This window comes from Nitrospinota bacterium (genome assembly GCA_016235255.1).
In the GTDB taxonomy this organism is placed as follows: Bacteria; Nitrospinota_A; UBA7883; order UBA7883; family JACRLM01; genus JACRLM01.
Genome location: JACRLM010000040.1, coordinates 16,451 through 35,111, shown reverse-complemented (window position 1 = coordinate 35,111; position 18,661 = coordinate 16,451). Strand labels below are relative to the sequence as shown.

The 18,661-nt window shown below is 57.6% G+C and carries 20 protein-coding genes; 18 read left to right on the top strand and 2 right to left on the bottom strand.

Annotated features, from left to right (window positions below; all coding sequences use genetic code 11):
* Positions 1–106: 106 nt before the first annotated feature.
* From HZB29_05415 to HZB29_05385, 7 genes are all read left to right on the top strand, one after another.
* On the top strand, positions 107–2,209 hold the full coding sequence (locus tag HZB29_05415; GenBank protein MBI5815030.1) for an acetate--CoA ligase family protein: 2,103 nt from the start codon (positions 107–109) through the stop codon (positions 2,207–2,209).
* Positions 2,206–4,083: a GNAT family N-acetyltransferase gene (locus tag HZB29_05410; protein ID MBI5815029.1), complete on the top strand. Its 1,878-nt coding sequence runs from the start codon at positions 2,206–2,208 to the stop codon at positions 4,081–4,083. The genes HZB29_05415 and HZB29_05410 overlap by 4 nt, the downstream gene beginning before the upstream one ends.
* 285 nt (positions 4,084–4,368) lie before the next feature.
* Entirely contained in the window at positions 4,369–6,114 is a 1,746-nt protein-coding gene (locus HZB29_05405; protein MBI5815028.1) for a DUF1538 domain-containing protein, read from the top strand.
* Complete coding sequence (locus HZB29_05400; GenBank protein MBI5815027.1) at positions 6,084–6,503, top strand: P-II family nitrogen regulator; 420 nt, start codon at positions 6,084–6,086, stop codon at positions 6,501–6,503. Before HZB29_05405 ends, HZB29_05400 begins: the two co-directional genes overlap by 31 nt.
* Before the next feature lie 4 nt (positions 6,504–6,507).
* Positions 6,508–6,840, top strand: a complete 333-nt coding sequence (locus tag HZB29_05395; GenBank protein ID MBI5815026.1) for a hypothetical protein — start codon at positions 6,508–6,510, stop codon at positions 6,838–6,840.
* A 94-nt stretch (positions 6,841–6,934) separates the two neighbouring features.
* The gene (locus tag HZB29_05390) at positions 6,935–7,225 is read left to right on the top strand and encodes a nucleotidyltransferase domain-containing protein (GenBank protein ID MBI5815025.1); all 291 of its coding nucleotides are present in this window, start codon (positions 6,935–6,937) and stop codon (positions 7,223–7,225) included.
* On the top strand, positions 7,218–7,613 hold the full coding sequence (locus HZB29_05385; protein ID MBI5815024.1) for a DUF86 domain-containing protein: 396 nt from the start codon (positions 7,218–7,220) through the stop codon (positions 7,611–7,613). The genes HZB29_05390 and HZB29_05385 overlap by 8 nt, the downstream gene beginning before the upstream one ends.
* On the opposite strand, the gene HZB29_05380 is transcribed toward HZB29_05385, so the two are convergent.
* Positions 7,610–8,215, bottom strand: a complete 606-nt coding sequence (locus tag HZB29_05380; protein ID MBI5815023.1) for a hypothetical protein — start codon at positions 8,213–8,215, stop codon at positions 7,610–7,612. The two genes, HZB29_05385 and HZB29_05380, sit on opposite strands and share 4 nt — an antisense overlap.
* Positions 8,216–8,278: 63 nt before the next feature.
* Positions 8,279–8,815, bottom strand: a complete 537-nt coding sequence (locus HZB29_05375) for an NADH peroxidase (GenBank protein ID MBI5815022.1) — start codon at positions 8,813–8,815, stop codon at positions 8,279–8,281.
* A 454-nt stretch (positions 8,816–9,269) separates the two neighbouring features.
* Between HZB29_05375 and cybH (HZB29_05370) the strand changes: the two genes are divergently transcribed.
* The 11 genes from cybH (HZB29_05370) to soxZ all read left to right on the top strand — a co-directional run bounded on the left by cybH (HZB29_05370) (position 9,270) and on the right by soxZ (position 18,648).
* Positions 9,270–10,091 carry a Ni/Fe-hydrogenase, b-type cytochrome subunit gene (gene cybH, locus HZB29_05370; protein MBI5815021.1) on the top strand — a complete coding sequence of 274 codons (822 nt, stop codon included), beginning with the start codon at positions 9,270–9,272 and terminating at the stop codon, positions 10,089–10,091.
* Between the two features lie 93 nt (positions 10,092–10,184).
* Positions 10,185–11,318: a hydrogenase small subunit gene (locus tag HZB29_05365; GenBank protein ID MBI5815020.1), complete on the top strand. Its 1,134-nt coding sequence runs from the start codon at positions 10,185–10,187 to the stop codon at positions 11,316–11,318.
* A 4-nt stretch (positions 11,319–11,322) separates the two neighbouring features.
* A complete protein-coding gene (locus HZB29_05360; protein MBI5815019.1) occupies positions 11,323–12,984 on the top strand; it encodes a nickel-dependent hydrogenase large subunit in 1,662 nt (553 codons plus the stop codon).
* Between the two features lie 23 nt (positions 12,985–13,007).
* Positions 13,008–13,700, top strand: a complete 693-nt coding sequence (cybH, locus tag HZB29_05355; protein MBI5815018.1) for a Ni/Fe-hydrogenase, b-type cytochrome subunit — start codon at positions 13,008–13,010, stop codon at positions 13,698–13,700.
* A 173-nt stretch (positions 13,701–13,873) separates the two neighbouring features.
* Positions 13,874–15,316: a hypothetical protein gene (locus tag HZB29_05350; GenBank protein MBI5815017.1), complete on the top strand. Its 1,443-nt coding sequence runs from the start codon at positions 13,874–13,876 to the stop codon at positions 15,314–15,316.
* 227 nt (positions 15,317–15,543) lie between these two features.
* On the top strand, positions 15,544–16,128 hold the full coding sequence (locus HZB29_05345) for a hypothetical protein (GenBank protein ID MBI5815016.1): 585 nt from the start codon (positions 15,544–15,546) through the stop codon (positions 16,126–16,128).
* On the top strand, positions 16,125–16,634 hold the full coding sequence (locus tag HZB29_05340; GenBank protein MBI5815015.1) for a HyaD/HybD family hydrogenase maturation endopeptidase: 510 nt from the start codon (positions 16,125–16,127) through the stop codon (positions 16,632–16,634). The genes HZB29_05345 and HZB29_05340 overlap by 4 nt, the downstream gene beginning before the upstream one ends.
* Positions 16,635–16,761: 127 nt before the next feature.
* Positions 16,762–17,298: a thioredoxin fold domain-containing protein gene (locus tag HZB29_05335; GenBank protein ID MBI5815014.1), complete on the top strand. Its 537-nt coding sequence runs from the start codon at positions 16,762–16,764 to the stop codon at positions 17,296–17,298.
* 14 nt (positions 17,299–17,312) lie between these two features.
* Positions 17,313–17,801: a sulfur oxidation c-type cytochrome SoxX gene (gene soxX, locus HZB29_05330; protein MBI5815013.1), complete on the top strand. Its 489-nt coding sequence runs from the start codon at positions 17,313–17,315 to the stop codon at positions 17,799–17,801.
* A 30-nt stretch (positions 17,802–17,831) separates the two neighbouring features.
* Positions 17,832–18,290, top strand: a complete 459-nt coding sequence (gene soxY, locus HZB29_05325; protein ID MBI5815012.1) for a thiosulfate oxidation carrier protein SoxY — start codon at positions 17,832–17,834, stop codon at positions 18,288–18,290.
* A 28-nt stretch (positions 18,291–18,318) separates the two neighbouring features.
* The gene (soxZ, locus tag HZB29_05320; GenBank protein MBI5815011.1) at positions 18,319–18,648 is read left to right on the top strand and encodes a thiosulfate oxidation carrier complex protein SoxZ; all 330 of its coding nucleotides are present in this window, start codon (positions 18,319–18,321) and stop codon (positions 18,646–18,648) included.
* The last annotated feature ends 13 nt before the right edge of the window (positions 18,649–18,661 follow it).

The window sequence follows — 18,661 nt, the reverse complement described above, 5'->3', positions numbered from 1 at the left end:
TTAAATTAGCCCCTCCATTTTCCGCAAATTGGGTTATATTAAAAACAGGCATAAGCCCAAAGAGCGCCGGGGGAACGAAACTCTTCTTTAAGGAGTGGTGGACGGCATGCTTGAAGCGCTTTTGTATCCAAAGTCTGTGGCGGTGATCGGCGCCTCCAAAAGCCCGGGCAAGGTGGGCTATGAGACGCTAAACAATATAATACAGGCCGGGTTCACCGGCGCCATCGTCCCCATCAACCCCACCGCAAGTGAAATCCTTGGCGTAAAATGTTTCCCCGACCTTAAGACATACGGCCAGCCGGTGGAGATGGGGGTGGTCGCGGTGCCGACACCGGCCGTGAAGGCGGCGGTGGAAAGCCTGATAAAGGCCGGCGCGAAGGCCATCGTGGTGATCACCGCCGGATTCAAGGAGACCGGCCGCGACGGGGCGGAGATGGAAAAGGAGGTGGCCCGCGTATGCGCCGCCGCCAACGTGCGCATGATGGGGCCGAACTGCCTGGGGCTTATCAACACCCACCACAACCTTAACGCTTCTTTCGCCAAAAAAACTCCTCCTTCCGGCTCCATATCCGTAATCTCCCAGTCGGGCGCACTTTGCACCGCGATTCTGGACTGGGCCGCCGCGCGGCACATCGGGCTTGCGAAGATGGTGAGCATCGGCAACAAGGCGGACCTGGACGAGAGCGACTTTTTGCGCGCTTTCGCCAAGGACGACGGCACGAAAGTGATAATGGGTTACCTGGAGAACATCACCAACGGTGACGAGTTCATAAAAGTGGCGGAGGAGGCCGCTGGGATAAAGCCCGTGGTGATCCTCAAGGTTGGGACGACAAAGGCCGGCGTGAAGGCCGCCTCGTCCCACACGGGGAGTCTCGCGGGGGCGGACATGGCGTATGGCGCGGCGTTCCGCAGATCGGGTGTTATCCGCGCCGAAACGTTCGAATCGCTATTCGATTTTTCCACGGCGTTCGCCATGCAGCCTGTCCCAAGGGGGAACCGGGTGGCGATAATCACAAACGCGGGTGGGCCGGGCATCATGGCGGCGGACGCGGTGGAAAAATCGGGGATGAAGGTGACAACCCTGGCCATAGACACCGCCGAGGCGCTAAGTTGCAAGCTCCCCGCCGCGGCCAGCATCGGCAACCCCATAGACGTGCTGGGGGACGCGGACCCGGAGCGCTATGCCCTGGCGCTAAACGCCGCCCAGGACGACGACACGGTGGACGCGATAATCGTTATCCTCACCCCCCAGGCCATGACCAAGGCGAAAGAGACGGCATTGGCCATCGCCCGGTGCGTACGGGGGACAAAGCCTATCCTCGCCTCCTTCATGGGGGGGGAAGACGTGATGCCGGGCCGGGACGAACTGGCCGCCGCAAACCTGCCGGACTATCCTTCGCCGGAGCGGGCCGTGGCCGCGCTAAAGGCGATGTACGATTACGCCCAGTGGCGACACAGACCGCCGAGGATAGTCACCCGCTTTCCCGTGAACCGCAGGCGGGTGGAGCGGATCATCAGCCATCACGAAAGGCTCAAAAGGCTTCAGATCGGCGAGGTGAAGGCAAAGGAGATACTGCGCGCATGCGGATTCAACGTTCCGCCAGGTTTTTTGGCCGCCACACCGGACGAGGCTGTGGACGTTGCCGACAGGGTTGGCTATCCGGTGGCGATGAAGATCGCATCGCCGGACATCATCCATAAATCGGAGTTTGGCGGGGTGCGGCTGGGGCTTGCCAGCGCCGACTCGGTGCGGGACGCTTTCGACCTTATGATGGTGCGTGTGAAAAGGCGCATGCCTGAGGCGATGGTGGAAGGTGTGTATGTGGAGCGCATGTCCACAAGGGGGCGCGAGGTGATAATCGGCATGACGCGGGATCCGCAGTTCGGCCCCATGCTGATGTTCGGCCTTGGCGGAATATTCGTGGAGGTGATGAAGGACGTGACCTTCTATATCGCCCCCGTCACCGCCGACGAGGCGATGGCCATGCTGATGAGTACGCGGTCGTACGCTTTGTTGAAAGGGGCGCGGGGGCAAAAGCCGGTGGACCTTGCGGCAATCGCGGACGGATTGCAACGGATCAGCCAGCTTGCCACAGATTTTCCCCAGATCGCCGAACTTGACATAAATCCGTTCATCGTCGGCGAGGCTGGCAGCGAACCGGTTGTGGCCGACGCCCGGATGACCATCACGCTGGACCACAAGCCATGAGCGAAAAGAAAACAAGCTACGACACTGCGTGGCGCGAAAAATACGCCGACATGGTGCAGACGCCGGCCCAGGCGGTCTCGCGGATCAAGCCGGGGCATAGGGTGTTCATCGGCTCCGGATGCGGGGAGCCTGTGGAACTGGTGAAGGCACTCACCGCCCGGCACGGGGAACTGGCGGACGTGGAGCTTGTAAGCATCCTCACATTCGGCGACGCGCCGTACGCGAGGCGTGAACTGGCCGACTATTTCACCGTCAACAGCTTTTTCATCGGCGACAACGTCCGGGAAATAATCCAGGAGGGCCTTGGCAACTATACGCCGATTTTCCTTTCGGACATCCCCCGGCTGTTCAACACCGGCCAGTTGAAGCTGGACGCGGCGCTCATCCACGTCTCCCCGCCGGACGAGCGTGGGATGGTGAGCCTGGGGGTCTCCGTGGACATAGTAAAGAGCGCGGCGGAAAACGCGGCGCTGGTGATAGCGCAGGTCAATCCGCGCATGCCCCGCACGCTTGGCAACAGCATAATGAGCGTTTACGACCTGGACATACTCGTCCCGGTGGACGGCCCTGTGCTGGAGGTAAGGCCGGTGGAGATCACGGAGGTCACCCGCAAAATCGGCGAGCATATTTCCTCTCTGATAGACGACGGCTCCACCGTGGAGCTTGGCATCGGCCGCATCCCCCAGGCCACGCTGGAGTTTTTAAAGGAAAAGCGGGACCTTGGCATCCACACGGAGATGTTCACGGAGCGGATCATAGACCTTATCGAGTCCGGCGCTGTGACAGGTTCGCAAAAGTCGCTGGACAAAGGCAAGGTGGTGGCAAGCTTCTGCGTCGGCACGAAGCGGCTGTACGATTATATAGACAACAACCCGGCATTCGCCTTCCACCCCACCGAGTATGTGAACGATTCGTATGTGATCGGCCAGAGCCACAAGATGGTGGCGGTGAACATGGCGCTGGAGGTGGACCTGACGGGGCAGGTGTGCGCGGACTCCATAGGCTCCCATTTTTATTCGGGTATCGGCGGGCAGGTGGACTTTAACCGGGGCGCGGCCCGTTCCCACGGCGGCAAGGCCATCATCGCGCTGCCTTCCACGGCGAAAAACGAGACCATATCACGGGTAAAAAGCCAGCTTTCGCCCGGGGCGGGGGTGGTGACATCCCGGGGCGGGGTTCATTACGTTGTCACCGAGTATGGCGTGGCGTACCTGCACGGCAAAAGCATACAGGAGCGCGCCATGGCGCTCATATGCGTGGCCCATCCGGACTACCGGGCGCAGCTTTTGAAAGAGGCCATCGAGCTTAAGTACGTGCGGCCGGACATGGCGGACGTGAACGGAAACGTCCTCGTGGCGCCCGACGACCTTAGCACCACACTTCTTCTGGACAGCGGCGCCCAGATAAACTTCCGCTCCATCCGCCCGACGGACGAGCCGCTGACAAAGGAGATGTTTTACGCCCTTTCGCAGGAGACGATCTACTACCGCTACATGACCCACATGAAGCGCATCCCCCACAAACAGTCGCAAAGCTTCGTGTACATAGACCATCGGCACGACGTGGCGATAGTGGGGGCGGTGCCGGAGGCGGGGGGGGAGCAGATCATCGCCATCGGGCGCTATTACCTGGAACCGAAGACCAACCGGGCCGAGGCGGCCTTCATCGTGCGGGACGACTGGCAGAACAAGGGGATCGGCAAGTTCATGCTGCGTTACCTCACCGGCATCGCGCGGCGCAACGGCATCAAGGGTTTCACCGCCGAGGTGTTAAAGGAGAACAGGGCGATGCAGAACGTTTTCAACGGAAGCGGAATGAAGATGAAAAGCCACCTTACCGAGGGGGTGATAAGCTACCAGATGGACTTTGAATAACAGTTTCACCACTCTTCATTGCCCAAAGGGCCGCCAAAGTCAATTTCGCGATGCATATTACATTTCGTAATTCGGAAAAGAAGTTTGGCGAGTTTGTATTTTTTCTTTTTTCCCGATTTCACTTTTTTCTCCTTGCGAGCGCATATGACACGCTTATGATACATCATCACGTCCATGCAGGGCAGGTTTGAAACCTGCCCCTACCCCAAAACAATATATTCCCCTTCTTCCCTTTCCGATTTTGTCTATAATAAAGCGTTTTAAAATTGGTTGTTCAGGGGATAAATGACCGATAAGCTAAAATCCATCCGGTACGGCGATTTCGTCGGGAGAGCCTCCGTCCGCCACCTTCGGGTAAGCTACAACGACCTTACCCCGAAACCCAAGTTTGACGAGCGCGGAGCCGAAATCCCGTACGAGCCCAAGATGCTCCGCCCGTCGCTTAAAAACATTTTCCATATCCTCCGGCCATATGTCGGCGTGAGGTTCAAGGATCAGTTCAGAACCGTCACGCCGCTGGCCGTGTACCTGGCGCTGTTCCAGATAATGGTGTTGCGGGCTGGGGTGGCTGACCCGTGGACCATAGCCGCAGGATTCTTCGCGGTGATGGCGGGCCTGATGATGTTCATGGAAGGGATACGCACGGCGCTCATGCCAATCGGGGAGAACATCGGGGACGCGCTTCCATCCAAGTTCCCCCTGCCGGGGCTGCTTGCCGTGACGTTCATTCTCGGCATAAGCGTCACTTTCGCCGAACCGGCCATCGGCGCCCTGAAAATCGCCGGAAGCTTCGTCAAGGCGGAGAATGCCCCATACCTTTACGCCCTTCTCAACGGATGGCAGGGGGTGATGGTGTGGCTTATCGGCGCGGGGGTCGGTTTCTCCGCTGTGCTCGGCTCGGCCAGGTTCGTTTACGGATGGAGCCTGAAACCACTTATCTACGTGACGTTGACGTTGGCCCTCTCCCTGGCCGGGTATCTTGTGTGGGACCCACGCTTTGCCGGGGTGCTTGGTTTCGCCTGGGATTGCGGCGCGATAACCACCGGCCCGGTTACGGTGCCCATCGTGCTGGCGCTGGGGATCGGCATCGCCTCTTCGGCCGGGAGGGGGGACGCGCCCCTTGCAGGTTTTGGCATCGTGACGCTCGCTTCGCTGTACCCGGTCATCGGGGTGTCGTCCCTGGCCATTTATATAGCGTCACGCACTCCGGTGGACGTTATGCTAAGTGAAGCCGCGTCCAAAGCGGGAGAATTGGCGGCGGAGCCCAAGTGGAGCGAGACATCGCCGAGCGTCGAGATAATCACCGGCCTCCAGGCGGTGATCCCGCTGGTGCTGCTTTTGATTTTCATCCTCGTTGTGTTGTTGCGTGAGCGGATCAAAAAGCCGGACGTGATCGCATATGGGGTGGTCATCGCGGCGGCGGGGATGATCCTTTTCAACATCGGGCTTTCATACGGCCTTTCCAAGATCGGCGCGCAGACCGGCGGGCTGGCCCCGGCGGCTTTCGCCAGGGTGGAAGCTTCGCCCGAATCGCCGCTGTTCCCATATGCCGTTGGCGTGGCGGTTGCCGTGCTTTTCGCCGGGTGCCTTGGCTTTGGGGCAACCTTCGCCGAACCGGCGCTGGCCGCCATGGGGGAGACGGTGCAGAACCTGACAAACGGCGCATACACCAAGAAATTCCTCATCTCCGCGGTCTCCCTGGGCGGTGGATCGGGCGCCGCGCTGGGATTGCTGAAGATAATAATGGACATACCACTGGCCTATATACTCATACCCGGCTATATTCTTGCCCTTGTCCTGACGGCCATGTCCACGGAGGAGTTCGTAAACGTGGCGTGGGACAGCGCGGCGGTGACCACCGGCCCGGTCACCGTGCCGCTGATCCTGGCCATCGGGCTGGGGTTCGCACAGGCGGCGCACGCGGCGGACGGATTCGGGATATTGACCATCGCGTCGCTGGCGCCGATAATCTTCGTGCTGGCCACGGGGATATGGATACAATGGAAGATCAAGAGGAGCCACCAGGGGTGATCAGCGGAAAAAAGGAAGAGGAAAAACGGATGATCGTGCTCACGGACGTGGCGCTGATCACGTGCGTGGTGCAGCGCGGCATGGCCGACGAAGTGGTGAACGCCGCGCTCAAGGGGGGGGCGCAGGGTTCCACGGTGTTCTACGCGCGCGGGTATGGGATCAGGGAGCGGCTGGGGCTTCTGGGCGTGGCGGTGGACGCGGAAAAGGAAGTGATCACCATAGCCGTGTCCCGGGACCAGGCGGACAGGGTATTCGAAAAGATGCTGATAGCCGGCAAGCTGGACACGCCGGGGATGGGCTTTATGTACATGACCCCGCTGGAAAAGGCCGCCACATACATCCCGCCGGAGATAATCGAAGAACGCGTGGCCGGGAACAAACGGGGCTAGGACCGTGGGCGGGACGAAAGAAAGCAGGATCATCACATGCGCCGTGGCGGTTGGCGCGGGAAGGCCGCTGCTGGATGCGCTTATCAAGGAAAAAGGGGTGACGGCCGCATTCGTCCACCACGCAAGGGGCGCCGGCGTCAGCGGCCAGAGGCGCAAGGGAACCCAGATCGAGAAAGACCTTGTGACTGTGGCCGTCCCGGCGGACGTGGCGGACGAGGTGTTCGAATTCTTGTTCCACGAAGGGAAAATAAGCCAGCCCCACGGCGGATTCATGTGGATGGAAAAAGGGGGAGCCCTGTCCGTCAGCCCCGGGCCGGAAGTTGCGGCGCAGGAGTGAATCCGGCGGCGCCGCAATTCTGTTATATTTATATCGTATCGGAAATCATGGATCGCCGTGCGCGATCACGATTTTAGTTTACGCGGGGGAGCCGATGGGAAGGGATGACGTTCTGGCCTTATTGCGTGATTATAAAAAAAAATACGCCGCCAAATACGGCATTATCGAGATAGGCGTGTTCGGCTCCTCGGCCAGGAATGAGGCCACGGACGACAGCGATGTGGACATATGCGTCAAGACCGCCACCCCGGACGCGTTCGCGCTGGCGCATATCAGGACGGACATTGAAGAGCTGGTTGGAAAGCGAGTTGATATAGTCCGGGTGCGGGAGCGCATGAATCCCCACCTTAGAAAACGCATAGAAAAAGACGGCGTATATGTTTGACGCGGAGCTGGCGCTTTCTATCCTCGATCAAATTGATGATGCCCTTGAGACCATAAGATGCCGCACAGATAATATCCTCAGCGCCAGTGATTTTACCGATTCTCCATCCGGAAAGGAGAAACTTGACGGCGTTTGCATGTTGTTCGCCGCCGCTGGTGAGGCATTGAAACATGCCGATAAAATAAGCGGCGGCAAGTTACTTTCGGGATACCCGGAAATTGACTGGAAAGGTGCGATAGGATTCAGGGACATTATAGTCCATCATTATTTCGATATAGACGCGGAGGCCGTGTTTTGGATAATCGCCAACAGATTGGTTCCATTGAGTGAAACAGTAAAAAAGATGATCGGTGACTTGCGCCGGGATCAAGAAAAACCGCTCCTCTAACCCGCTCCCCCCGGCTTTTCCCTGCCGTTCAGCTCCTTTTCGATCTTCCTGAGCCTGCGGCGGTATTGCTCCGCGTCGCCGTACTTAACAAAGTCGTGATAATAGGCGTGGGGCTCGTGTATCCGTTTGGCGTGCTTGATGGGGCACCAGTAGCGCTCCGTGCGCGCCCCGATCTCCCGCACATATCCGGCCACCCCGTTGGCGTAGCCGCAATACACGCAATTAAGTTTTTCGATGATGTTAAGGTAGGCCAGGTGATGGTGGTCGAGCACTATGAAATCTTCCCTTGGCACTTTTTTAATCCCGTACACCGGGAAGCATATCCATTGGTACATGGTGGCCATCAGGTCCAGAAAGGCGAATGGCACAATCAGGCTGTATATTACCGGAGCGGTGACAATATGGAGCACGTCCGCGTTCCGGATGAACTTGATCAAGGGATTTTTCAGGCGCCTGTGGAATTCGACCACCCCTTTTTCGAACAGTATCTTTTTGCGCTCGATGGTGTAATGTAATTCCTGCTCGGCGCGGTTCAGGGCGGCCTCGATCTGGTCCTCAAGCTCCCTGATTTTCTTGTAAATACTGTCAATAGTGTCATTCATGATATAAGCCTGAAAAAAGCCGCCCCGCCGTGAAAAGCGAAGCGGCCGGTATTTAATAACGGATCAGGAGAAATACTTTTTCAGAAGCCCTTCCAGCATCTTCGCGTGACGGGCCTCGTCCTCCGCGGCGATCTTGAAGAATCCGGCAAGCTCGTCGAGCCCTTCGGCCTTGGCCAAAGAGGCCGCCTCGTTCTTCCCCTTGTGGGCGCCACGCTCGCCTGCCAGCATCATCTCGATGTCCTTTTTAAGGTCGTCGGCGATGGTGTTGGAAGAATCAAGTTTTGACTTCAGGCCAGCCACCTTGCTGCCGCGCTGGATGAAGTTGGCCCCGTGATATGCCTCCTCGCCCGCGATGCGGTATATGGCCTCCGCCACTTCCGGCAGGCCTATGGTCTGCGCCTTGAGCGCCATGGCCATGTAATGGGTGACTTCCCATGTCTCCCCCTTTATGTTGGCCTCCAGGTACGCCGCCAGGTCCATCGTTCCCGCGCCAGCGGTTTCCTCGAACTTGCTTTTCTCGGCGTAGCATACCGGGCACACGTCCGGAGCCTCGGCCCCAGTGTGGACATAACCGCACACTTTGCATTTCCATTTTTTCATGTTCAGCTCTCCTAATTGTTCAACGATGAAAAGTTCCGCGGCCACCGCGCATGAGCCAGCTTTACAGCGCATCGCGTCTTGGACGTATTCTAATGTATAACCAGCCGGTGATGATAATTAAAAAAACGGTGAAAAATCATCGTTTCCACCCCATGACAGATGGCTCCAAAATACGGCTTGAACCCGCGGATAAACTCGCGTTGAAGATTCATTATGCCCGCATGTATAGGTTTTATGTTGACACTTTTCCTAATGAGGAGTAAATAAAAGTTAACCTCGACCAGGGAGGGGCGTTATCTTGAAGTCAGGCGGTTTTGCGGCTCTTGAGCAATCAAGCGTCCGTCCGCCCGATACTTTTTGATTGCCGTCGTCTTTAGGGAAACAGCCGCAATGGTGAACCATTAACGGTTTTTCCCGTCTTGGGTCTTTCGTGTGCGCCAAAAGAGGGTGTTCTATGGCAACGGCCGCGAAACGGGGGGATGATACAGGCGAGATATACCTTGTCGTCCAGACAAGGTCTGTGCTCGCGTGTGTCCTGCACTGGATACTGTTCCTTTCAGTGGTCATTCTGGTCATCACCGGATTGTATATCGCGGATCCGGAATATTATTTTGGCAAGGGGGAGGCCTGGCAGGCTTTTTCCATGGCCAATGTCCGGATGTACCATTTCCTTGCCGCCTGTTTCATGATAGCGTCCGTTTTCACCAGGTTCTACCTGGCATTCACACCGTCATGCAACAGGGACATATGGCAGTTCCTGCCTACCCCGAAGAACATCGTGGCCGCCGTAAAACTGGCCATATTCTATCTGACGCTTCGCGGCGAACACGCCCATTACAGGTTTGTCAATCCCCTTGGCGGGCTTGGTATTTTCATGATTTCGCTTCTGATCCTGATCCAGGTGATAACCGGGATCATCATGTATTCCCACGGGGCCAACCCCGCGATATGGGGCTTTGGACTGATCCACTCGCCAGAAGACGCTCTCGGCGGACAGCAGGCCGTGCGCATGATCCATCATCTTACTTTGTACGCGCTGATGTTTCTGGTGGTCATCCATGTGTACACCCAGATATGGAAGAACAGCGTGTTCACCGAGGCTGATATAGCCTCCATAATCGCCGGTTACAAAGTGTTCCCATACAAGGAATTGGGGCATTTCGCGGACATTTACGGGATTGAGCATGAAAAAATCCCATCCATGGAGGTTTTGGACAAAGCGTCCACCGAAATGCCGGAAGGGCCGGGTCAAAAAGAGGAGGAATCCAGCGGATAGTCCGTTTTTTTTCCGCAAGACCGCAAATATATTTCCCGCCGCCCGCTAAAAACGCGGTGGGCTGGACAAAAATTAATGGGAAGAGGGGGTTATATGTGCCGCACACGTTCTGGACTTACCGGCCTTGAGCCGGACGAGAAGATCAAGACGCTAAAGGGGGTCGACCGGCGCGAGTTCATGGGATTTTGCGCCACCATCGCCGCCACGCTGGGGCTTTCGCCGGCGTTCGTCCCCAGGATAGCCGAGGCGGTGGAGGGGGCGGCCAAAAAACCATCGGTAATCTGGCTTCATTTCCAGGAATGCACCGGCGATTCGGAAGCTTTCCTGTGCTCAAGCTATCCTTCGGTGGAGGAGCTTGTGCTCAACATCCTTTCGGTGGACTATCAGGAGACGATCATGGCCGCCTCGGGGACACAGGCGGAGGATGCGCTTAAAAAAGCGATGGCTGACAACAAGGGGAAGTACCTTGTGATTGTCGAAGGGGCCATACCGATGGGGACTCCCCCCGGACCGGGGGGCAAGCCTGGCGCATTCTGCACCATAGGCGGGAAAACCGCTTACGATCTGGCCAAGGAGGTGACAGCGGGGGCGGCGGCCGTGATTTGCGTGGGCACCTGCGCCTCATTCGGCGGCGTCCAGGCCCAGCGGCCAAATCCGACAGGCGCCGTGGGAGTGGGGGACGCGCTGGGAATCCCGACCATCAACATACCCGGCTGCCCGCACAACGCGATCAACTCTGTGGCGACCATAGTCAACTACCTGCTCCTTGGGTCGCTGCCAAAGACCGACAGGCACGGCCGGCCGCTTTTCGCGTTCGCAAAGCGCATTCACGACCATTGCCCCCGCCGGGCGCATTTTGACGCCGGGCAGTATGTGGAAAGGTTCGGCGACGATGGGGCGAAAAAGAACTGGTGCCTTTACAAGATGGGGTGCAAAGGGCCGCAGACATACCATAACTGCTCGCTTGTGGAGTATAACGACGGCACAAGCTGGCCGATCAAGGGGGGCCACGGATGCGTCGGCTGCTCGGAGCCGGATTTCTGGGACACAATGCAGCCGTTCTACGAGCGCCTGCCCAACATCCACGTGCCGGGAGTGGAAGCCACCGCCGACAAGGTGGGCTTCACGCTGGTGGGGGCCGCCGCCGCCGGCGCCGCCGTCCATGCCGCGTACACTTTCGCCAACCGCCACAAAATAGGCGAAACGGACAAGAAGGAGGGAGAATAAGACCATGGGCGAGAGAACAGTAATAGACCCCATCACCAGGATTGAGGGGCATCTTCGCATCGAGATAGAGGTGGAGGGGGGCAAAGTAAAGGACGCGTGGAGTTCCGGCACGATGTGGCGCGGATTCGAGGTGTTTTTGAAAGGAAGGGACCCGCGGGACGCATGGTACATCACCCAGCGCGTTTGCGGCGTGTGCACCACGGTGCACGCAATCACTTCCGTGCGGGCGGTGGAAAACGCCCTTAACATAACGATCCCGGAGAACGCCCGTATCATAAGAAACCTGATACTTGGCACCCAGATGATCCACGACCATCCTGTGCATTTCTATCATCTGCACGCTCTCGACTGGGTGGACGTGGTATCGGCGCTCAGGGCCGATCCGAAGAAGACATCCGAACTTGCGCAGTCCACCAATCCCAACTCGCCCAAAAGCGGGCCGGGGGACTTTAAGAACACGCAGGACAAGCTAAAGAAGTTTGTCGATGGGGGCCAGCTTGGGCCTTTCACCAACGGTTACTGGGGCCATCCGGCGATGAAACTGCCGCCGGAGGCAAACCTTATGGCGGTGTCGCACTATCTGGACGCATTGAAGCTCCAGAACAAGGCGCGGCAGATGCACGCCATATTCGGAGCCAAGAATCCACATATCCAGACGATGACCGTGGGCGGAGTGACCTGCGTGGCGGATCTGAACCCGGACAGGATAGGCCAGTTCCTTTACCTGTTGAAGGAGGTGAAGGATTTCATAGACAACGTGTACATACCCGATGTGCTGGCGGTTGCCCCGTTCTATCTTGATTGGGCCGGGATCGGCGGCGGGTTGAAGAATTACCTGGCGTATGGCGATTATCCGATGAAGACCGGCGGGCCTGAGACCCAGTGGTTCCCCAGAGGGCACGTCAGCGAGCGGGACATATCCAAGGCATTGCCCACCGATGTGGGCAAGATCACCGAAGACGTGACGCACTCCTGGTACAAGTACGCTAAAAACGGGCCGTTGCATCCATCGGTGGGTGAAACGGACCCATGGTTCACCGGAATAGAGACCGCCAAGGCGGACGGCAAGTATTCGTGGCTGAAGACCCCAAGGTATGACGGCAAGGCGATGGAAGTCGGCCCGCTGGCGCGGATGCTGGTGAACTTTTCGGCGGGGCACAAGCCGACTGTGGACAACGTCAGCGCGGTATTAAAAAAGCTTGGGGTTCCGGCCAGCGCGTTGTTCTCCACGCTTGGCCGTACGGCGGCAAGGGCAATCGAGACGAAGGTTATCTGCGACGAAATGGAAAAATGGGTGATGGAGCTTGTGGGGAACGTCAAGAGGGGAGATCTGGAGACCTGCGCGGACTACGAACACCCCACATCGGCCAAAGGTTACGGGACGGTGGAGGCTCCTCGAGGCGCGCTTGGGCACTGGGTGGAGATTGAAGGGGGCAAGATCAAGAATTACCAGCTTGTGGTGCCCACCACCTGGAATGGCTCGCCAAGGGATCAAAAAGGGCAACGATCGGCCATCGAAGAGGCGCTCATCGGTACGCCTGTGGCAGATCCAAAAAGGCCGCTTGAGATACTGCGGACGGTCCATTCGTTCGATCCGTGCCTGGCCTGTTCTGTCCACGTGATAGATCCGGTGAGCAACGAGGTGTACGAGACGAAGGTGGCGTAAGGGGATTTATCGGAGAATCGGACATGGCAAGAGCAGGTATTTATCCCCAGAAGAAGAATCTGGTGTATGTAAGGAATTTCACCAACAGGCTTCTTCACTGGACGATGTTTTTCTCGGTGATGGTGCTGCTGCCCACCGGGTACTATATCGGCAATCCCACGGCCCTGTTCGGGCACGGGGAGGCGTATAACCAGTTTATCATGGCCGACATCCGGGTTTACCATTTCTTCGCGGCCATGGCGCTGGACATTTCCATAATGCTCCGGTTCTACCTGGCGTTTTTCAGCATGTACCACCGGGACTGGTTCGAGGTGCTGCCAATCCCGAGCCGGATAATCGGGGCCATCCAGATAGCGCGAAGCTATCTGACGTTCAAAAAACCGCCGTTCTACAGGCATGTGGACCCGCTGGACGGCTTGACCTTCCTTTGCCTCCACCTTTTCATGGTGCTCCAGTTGGTCACCGGATTTCATCTTTACGCCCACGCATTGCCGGGAAATTACTGGTGGTCGCGCCTGATCCATCTCGGCACGGACTGGGTGGTGCCGGTATTCGGGAGCGACCAGGCGGTACGCAACGTCCATCACCTGATGTTGTGGATAACTATCGCCGGGATAATCATGCACGTTTACATCCAGGTGATAAAGACGATCATTTGGCGGGACGGGCACATTTCGGCCATCGTGGGCGGCTACAAGTACAGGGACGTGAAGTAAATTCCGATGGCGGGAGGCTATCCGCCGAATTCTCGCCATCGTTTGCCTCCAAATCAGCCTGACTTTTATCGCTGGATATTTAAATTCTCGCCAGGAACCAATTTAAAGAGTTAAAATTGCCGAGGCGCAGTTTGGCCTGGGGGAAATGATCACTTGACTTGGGGGGACGCCAGATGAACATAGTCACAAAGATTTACGCCGGGTTCGCCATGCTCATAACGCTTGTCCTTGCGGCCGGCGGCTACATGGTGTTCACCAGCGGCGAGACGATTAAATCAGCCGATTCACTTTCGGCGGACATTGAACGGCGCCAGGCGGCCAACGAGCTTCGCATGGCGGTGGTGCAGGTCCAGCAATGGCTTACCGACATTTCCGCCACACAGGGCAAGGACGGGATGGACGACGGATATGAGGAGGCCGCCAACTACGCGAAAATCTATCAGGAACAGTCCGCCAAGCTTAAGAAGCTTTACGAAGGGACCCCGTGGGTGGACTTTCTAAAACAGTCCGACACCGAATTTAACGCATACTACGATATGGGGCGCAAAATGGCGGCGGCCTATATTGAGGGTGGGCCAGACAGCGGCAACAAAATGATGGAGCAGTTCGATCCGTATGCCCAGAAAATGGGGGAGACTGTAAGCAAGATAGTTGCCCAGACAGGAGGGGACCTGGCGGCGAGCCTTTCGTCGCTGGAGAACCAGGCGCATAATAGCCGCATGCTCGGCGCCATAGGCGTATTGACAGGTTTTGCCGGGGCGGTGGTGGTGGCGTGGCGGCTGTGTTCGTCGGTAAAGAAGACCCTCACAGCCATAGCGACGGAGCTTTCCTTGGGCTCGTCGGGCGTGCATTCCGCCTCCACGCAGATATCCTCGGCCAGCCAGTCGCTCGCCGAGGGGGTGACTGAGCAGGCTTCATCTTTGGAAGAGACCTCCGCGGCGCTCGAGCAGATGGCCTCGCAGGCCGCCAGCAACGCGGACAGCGCCAAGCAGGCCAAAGAACTTTCCACCGAGGCCCGCAAGGCGGCCGAGAACGGGGCCGATGCGATGAGGAAAATGATCGATTCAATGGTGGACATCAACAAGTCCTCCGAGGAGATCGGAAAGATAATAAAGGTGATTGAGGAGATAGCGTTCCAGACGAATCTTCTGGCGCTCAACGCGGCGGTGGAGGCGGCGCGCGCGGGGGAGCACGGGAAAGGATTCGCTGTGGTGGCCGAGGAGGTTAGAAACCTTGCGGGAAGGTCCTCCTCCGCCGCGAGGGACACGGCGGCCCTGATCGCGTCGGCCATGAAGAAAGCGGCCAACGGAAACCAGATAGCCGAGCATGCCGGCAAGGCGCTGGACGGGATCGTGGCGAGCGTGAAGAAAGTCACCGACCTTGTGGCGGACATCGCCACCGCCTCCGACGAACAGGCCAAGGGGGTGGGGCAGGTGAACATCGCCGTGTCGCAGATGGACAAGGTGACCCAGCAAAGCGCATCCAACGCCCAGCAGTCGGCGGCGGCGGCGCAGGAGCTGGCCGACCAGGCCACGATGCTTTCCGGCCTTGTGAAAAACCTGGAGCGGCTTGTGGGAGCGGGGGCCGATGGTGTACCTGAAGAGACGGCGGCGTAGGCAAGAATTGCCCGATGGCGTTATAATATTTTCATGGATCCAAAGCTGCGCCCCAATCACGAGATGTATATCCGCGCTCTGCGCAGGATGACGCCGGAGGAAAAGTTGAGCAAAGCTTTCGAACTTTCGGAGTTTTCCAGGCAATTGTTCATAACCGGCCTGCGCCGCCGCTTTCCCGGGCTGGGAGAGAATGAATTCAGGCGTCTGCTTATGAAGAGGCTGGATTTGTGTCACAACAGGAACTGGTAAAGGAGATATCAGCCGTTCTCGCCAGGCTTGGAATTCCTTTCATGCTTACAGGTGCGGTTGTTTCCAGCATGCAAGGGGAGCCACGATCAACTCATGACATCGGCGCCGTGGTCATGATCACCCGTGAAAACGCCGCCGCGCTGAGCAATGCTTTCCGGAGCCCAAGGTATTACCTGGATGAAGACAGCGTGATCAGGGCGGTGGCCCAAAAAAGCATGTTCAACCTTCTGGACGTTGAAACGGGAGAGAAAGCCGATTTCTGGATTTTGACCGAAGATCCTTTCGACAAGTCCAGGTTTTCAAGGAGAGAGACCATTCATGTTTTTGGCGTGGACATGCCGGTGTCCAGGCTGGAGGACACCATTTTAATGAAGCTTGCATGGTCAAGGAAATCAGGCGGCAGTGAAAAGCAGTTCACGGACGCCCTGAGGGTATATGAAGTGCAATATGGAGCGTTGGACATGACTTACATGGAACATTGGGCCCAGGCTCTGGAAGTCAATGACGCCCTGGACCGGATAAAGCGCGAGGCAAAACCTGTTTTTCCAGGCGAGGACGCATGAATACAGCTTCTCCCCGGATAATCGTCCTTGGCGTCGGGAACATCCTGCTGTCCGACGAGGGGGTGGGGGTGCGCGTCGCGGAGAAACTTCTGGCCGAATATTCATTTCCTCCCAACGTTCAAATCTACGACGGCGGGACGCTGGGATTAAACCTCCTCCCATTCATCGAGGAAGCGGACCATTTGATCGTGCTCGACGCCGTGAACGGGCCTGGAGAGCCGGGATCGTTGTACCGGTACACGGCGGAGGATTTCACGCTTGCCATGCCGAAAAAAATGTCCGCCCACGACATAGGGCTTATCGAATGCCTGGCTATCGCCCAGATCAATGACGAACTGCCAAAGTCCGTGGTGATAATCGGCGTCAAGCCGGAGGACATCAGGTCGTACAAAATGGAGCTGACCGAGACTATCGGGCCGAAAGCCGAAGAAATGGCGAAAATGGCGCTGGCGGAGATAGAATCGCTGGGATTCCGCGCTGAAAAAAAGTTTTCGCATAATTCCTGAATCATTATCGGTTTTGGCGCATCCATTGGAGGCAGATCAAAATTCCCGTGACATCCAGTCGTGCTTTCAAGGCGCCGTTGCGCGGGGGGAAACTATGCTGAATTGGCGCCAAGGTAAGGATTGGGGTATGCGAAGGCCGCCCTTTTCGCCGTTTATCGCCGCTGTTTTGTTGGTTTTTGGGGCTGGCGCCCCGTCCCTCGCCGCGGATCCATATTCCACGGGGATTTTTGAGCCGCATTTCGGCGTCATGCAGGATGAATTAAAGGCGGCCGCGGGGAATGGCAAAACGCTGATGATCTATTTCTGGCAGGAAGGCTGTCCATATTGCGAGAAGCTGGAGAAAAACGTGTTGTCCTCCCCGAAGGTGAGGAAGATAATCACGGAAAGTTTCCGGCCGGTGGAAGTGAACATTTTCGGGTCGCGGGAGGCCGTGGATTTTGCCGGGGCCGCCGGGGAAGAGAAGAAATTCGCCGAGGCGCAAAAGGCCCTGCACACCCCGACGATGGTGTTTTACGGCAAGGATGGAACGGAGGTCTTCCGGCTGCCTGGTTATTGGGAGGAGCCGCATTTTCTGGCGGCGCTGGCCTATGTGCGGGACGGGAAATATTCAAAGTCGTCGTTCCAGGAGTTTCTGAGGTATGAATGGTTCAAGCCGAAGGAATGAAAAGGAGGGTTGGAATGGGAAATAAAGTATCAATGTTTGCGTTGGCGGCGGTGATCGCATGCATGGCCGCCCTGGGAGGCGCCGCCATGGCCCAGGAGAAAAAGGAAGCCAAAAAAGAGGTGAAGCTGGGGATCGAGGCGGTGAAAATGAAAAACACGGAGCTGTTCCCGGACATACCCGCGCCCGCCGCCAAATATTCCGAGCCGGCCGGCTACAAAGGGGCCAGGGACAACGGATTCAAGATTTTCACCGACGTGAACATCGGCAATTGCGCGGCCTGCCACTGCGCCGACGGGGCCAAGGGGTGCGGGAACATCGGGCCGTCGCTTGTGAAATACAAAAAGGAACTGGGCGTGGACCGTAGCCACGAGTGGACCTATCAGAAAGTGGCCGATGCGAGGGTGGACAACGCGGACACGGTGATGCCCCCCACGATCACCACCGGTGTTTTAAAACCGGAAGAGGTGGCGGACGTGGTGGCATACTTGGAATCGCTGAAATAATCTCCATAAGTTTTTGGAAAGGGAAATTTGATGGGACGGATGCAAAGACGCGAATTTATGAAGATGGCGGGGCTGGCTGGCGCGGCCGTGGCCTTCTCCGGTGTCCCCTCCGCCATGGCGGCGGACGAGGCGGCGGAGCAGAAAGCCAAGGTGGACGCCACCATAAAGCAGATAACCGGCGGCAAGGAGCCGGGGAAAGGCGGGCTGGAGCTTAAGGCCCCCACGATAGCGGAGAACGGCGCGGTGGTGCCGGTGACGATACAGCCGAAGGGGATCGTGCCCGGCAGGCTGTTCCTGATAGTGGACGAAAACCCGATCCCGCTGATCCTGGACGTGAAAGTGTCGCCCAAATATTCGGGGGACGGCGCCATATCGTCGCGGATACGGATGCGGAAGACCTCCACTGTGCGCGCCTACGCTTTTGACAGCAAGGGCTCCCTTTACGGCGACTTTAAAACGGTGAAAGTCACCATCGGCGGATGCGGCTGATCAACTGACAACTGGAAGGATCAATAAAATGGCGGACATTGGAAAAGCGATTATACGGGTCCCCAAAGCGGCCTGCGGGGAAATGGTGGAAGTCAAATCGTTGATCACCCATCCGAACGACACCGGGCTTGTGAAGGACGAGAAGACGGGGCAACTGATACCGGCCCACTACGTTTCCAGTTGCAAGGTGGAGTTCAACGGTGAGACCGTTTACGAGTTTAGCATGGGCCCATCGGTGAGCAAGGATCCGTATCTTGCCTTCAGCATAAAGGCGGACAAGGCCGGGACGCTGAAGATGACCTGGAAGGACAACAAAGGGGAAGTTTTCGAGCAGTCGGCGGACATCAATCCGGTTTAGGCCGCAAAGGAGG

What these genes read in the sequence shown, in the direction of transcription:
- HZB29_05400 (MBI5815027.1), top strand. Translation starts at nt 6,084, where the DNA reads ATGGAAGATCAAGAGGAGCCACCAGGGGTGATCAGCGGAAAAAAGGAA.
- HZB29_05365 (MBI5815020.1), top strand. Translation starts at nt 10,185, where the DNA reads ATGTGCCGCACACGTTCTGGACTTACCGGCCTTGAGCCGGACGAGAAG.
- soxY (MBI5815012.1), top strand. Translation starts at nt 17,832, where the DNA reads ATGGGACGGATGCAAAGACGCGAATTTATGAAGATGGCGGGGCTGGCT.
- HZB29_05405 (MBI5815028.1), top strand. Translation starts at nt 4,369, where the DNA reads ATGACCGATAAGCTAAAATCCATCCGGTACGGCGATTTCGTCGGGAGA.
- HZB29_05410 (MBI5815029.1), top strand. Translation starts at nt 2,206, where the DNA reads ATGAGCGAAAAGAAAACAAGCTACGACACTGCGTGGCGCGAAAAATAC.
- cybH (MBI5815018.1), top strand. Translation starts at nt 13,008, where the DNA reads ATGGCAAGAGCAGGTATTTATCCCCAGAAGAAGAATCTGGTGTATGTA.
- soxZ (MBI5815011.1), top strand. Translation starts at nt 18,319, where the DNA reads ATGGCGGACATTGGAAAAGCGATTATACGGGTCCCCAAAGCGGCCTGC.
- HZB29_05380 (MBI5815023.1), bottom strand. Translation starts at nt 8,215, where the DNA reads ATGAATGACACTATTGACAGTATTTACAAGAAAATCAGGGAGCTTGAG.
- HZB29_05360 (MBI5815019.1), top strand. Translation starts at nt 11,323, where the DNA reads ATGGGCGAGAGAACAGTAATAGACCCCATCACCAGGATTGAGGGGCAT.
- HZB29_05375 (MBI5815022.1), bottom strand. Translation starts at nt 8,815, where the DNA reads ATGAAAAAATGGAAATGCAAAGTGTGCGGTTATGTCCACACTGGGGCC.
- HZB29_05390 (MBI5815025.1), top strand. Translation starts at nt 6,935, where the DNA reads ATGGGAAGGGATGACGTTCTGGCCTTATTGCGTGATTATAAAAAAAAA.
- soxX (MBI5815013.1), top strand. Translation starts at nt 17,313, where the DNA reads ATGGGAAATAAAGTATCAATGTTTGCGTTGGCGGCGGTGATCGCATGC.
- HZB29_05350 (MBI5815017.1), top strand. Translation starts at nt 13,874, where the DNA reads ATGAACATAGTCACAAAGATTTACGCCGGGTTCGCCATGCTCATAACG.
- HZB29_05335 (MBI5815014.1), top strand. Translation starts at nt 16,762, where the DNA reads ATGCGAAGGCCGCCCTTTTCGCCGTTTATCGCCGCTGTTTTGTTGGTT.
- cybH (MBI5815021.1), top strand. Translation starts at nt 9,270, where the DNA reads ATGGCAACGGCCGCGAAACGGGGGGATGATACAGGCGAGATATACCTT.
- HZB29_05340 (MBI5815015.1), top strand. Translation starts at nt 16,125, where the DNA reads ATGAATACAGCTTCTCCCCGGATAATCGTCCTTGGCGTCGGGAACATC.
- HZB29_05415 (MBI5815030.1), top strand. Translation starts at nt 107, where the DNA reads ATGCTTGAAGCGCTTTTGTATCCAAAGTCTGTGGCGGTGATCGGCGCC.
- HZB29_05385 (MBI5815024.1), top strand. Translation starts at nt 7,218, where the DNA reads ATGTTTGACGCGGAGCTGGCGCTTTCTATCCTCGATCAAATTGATGAT.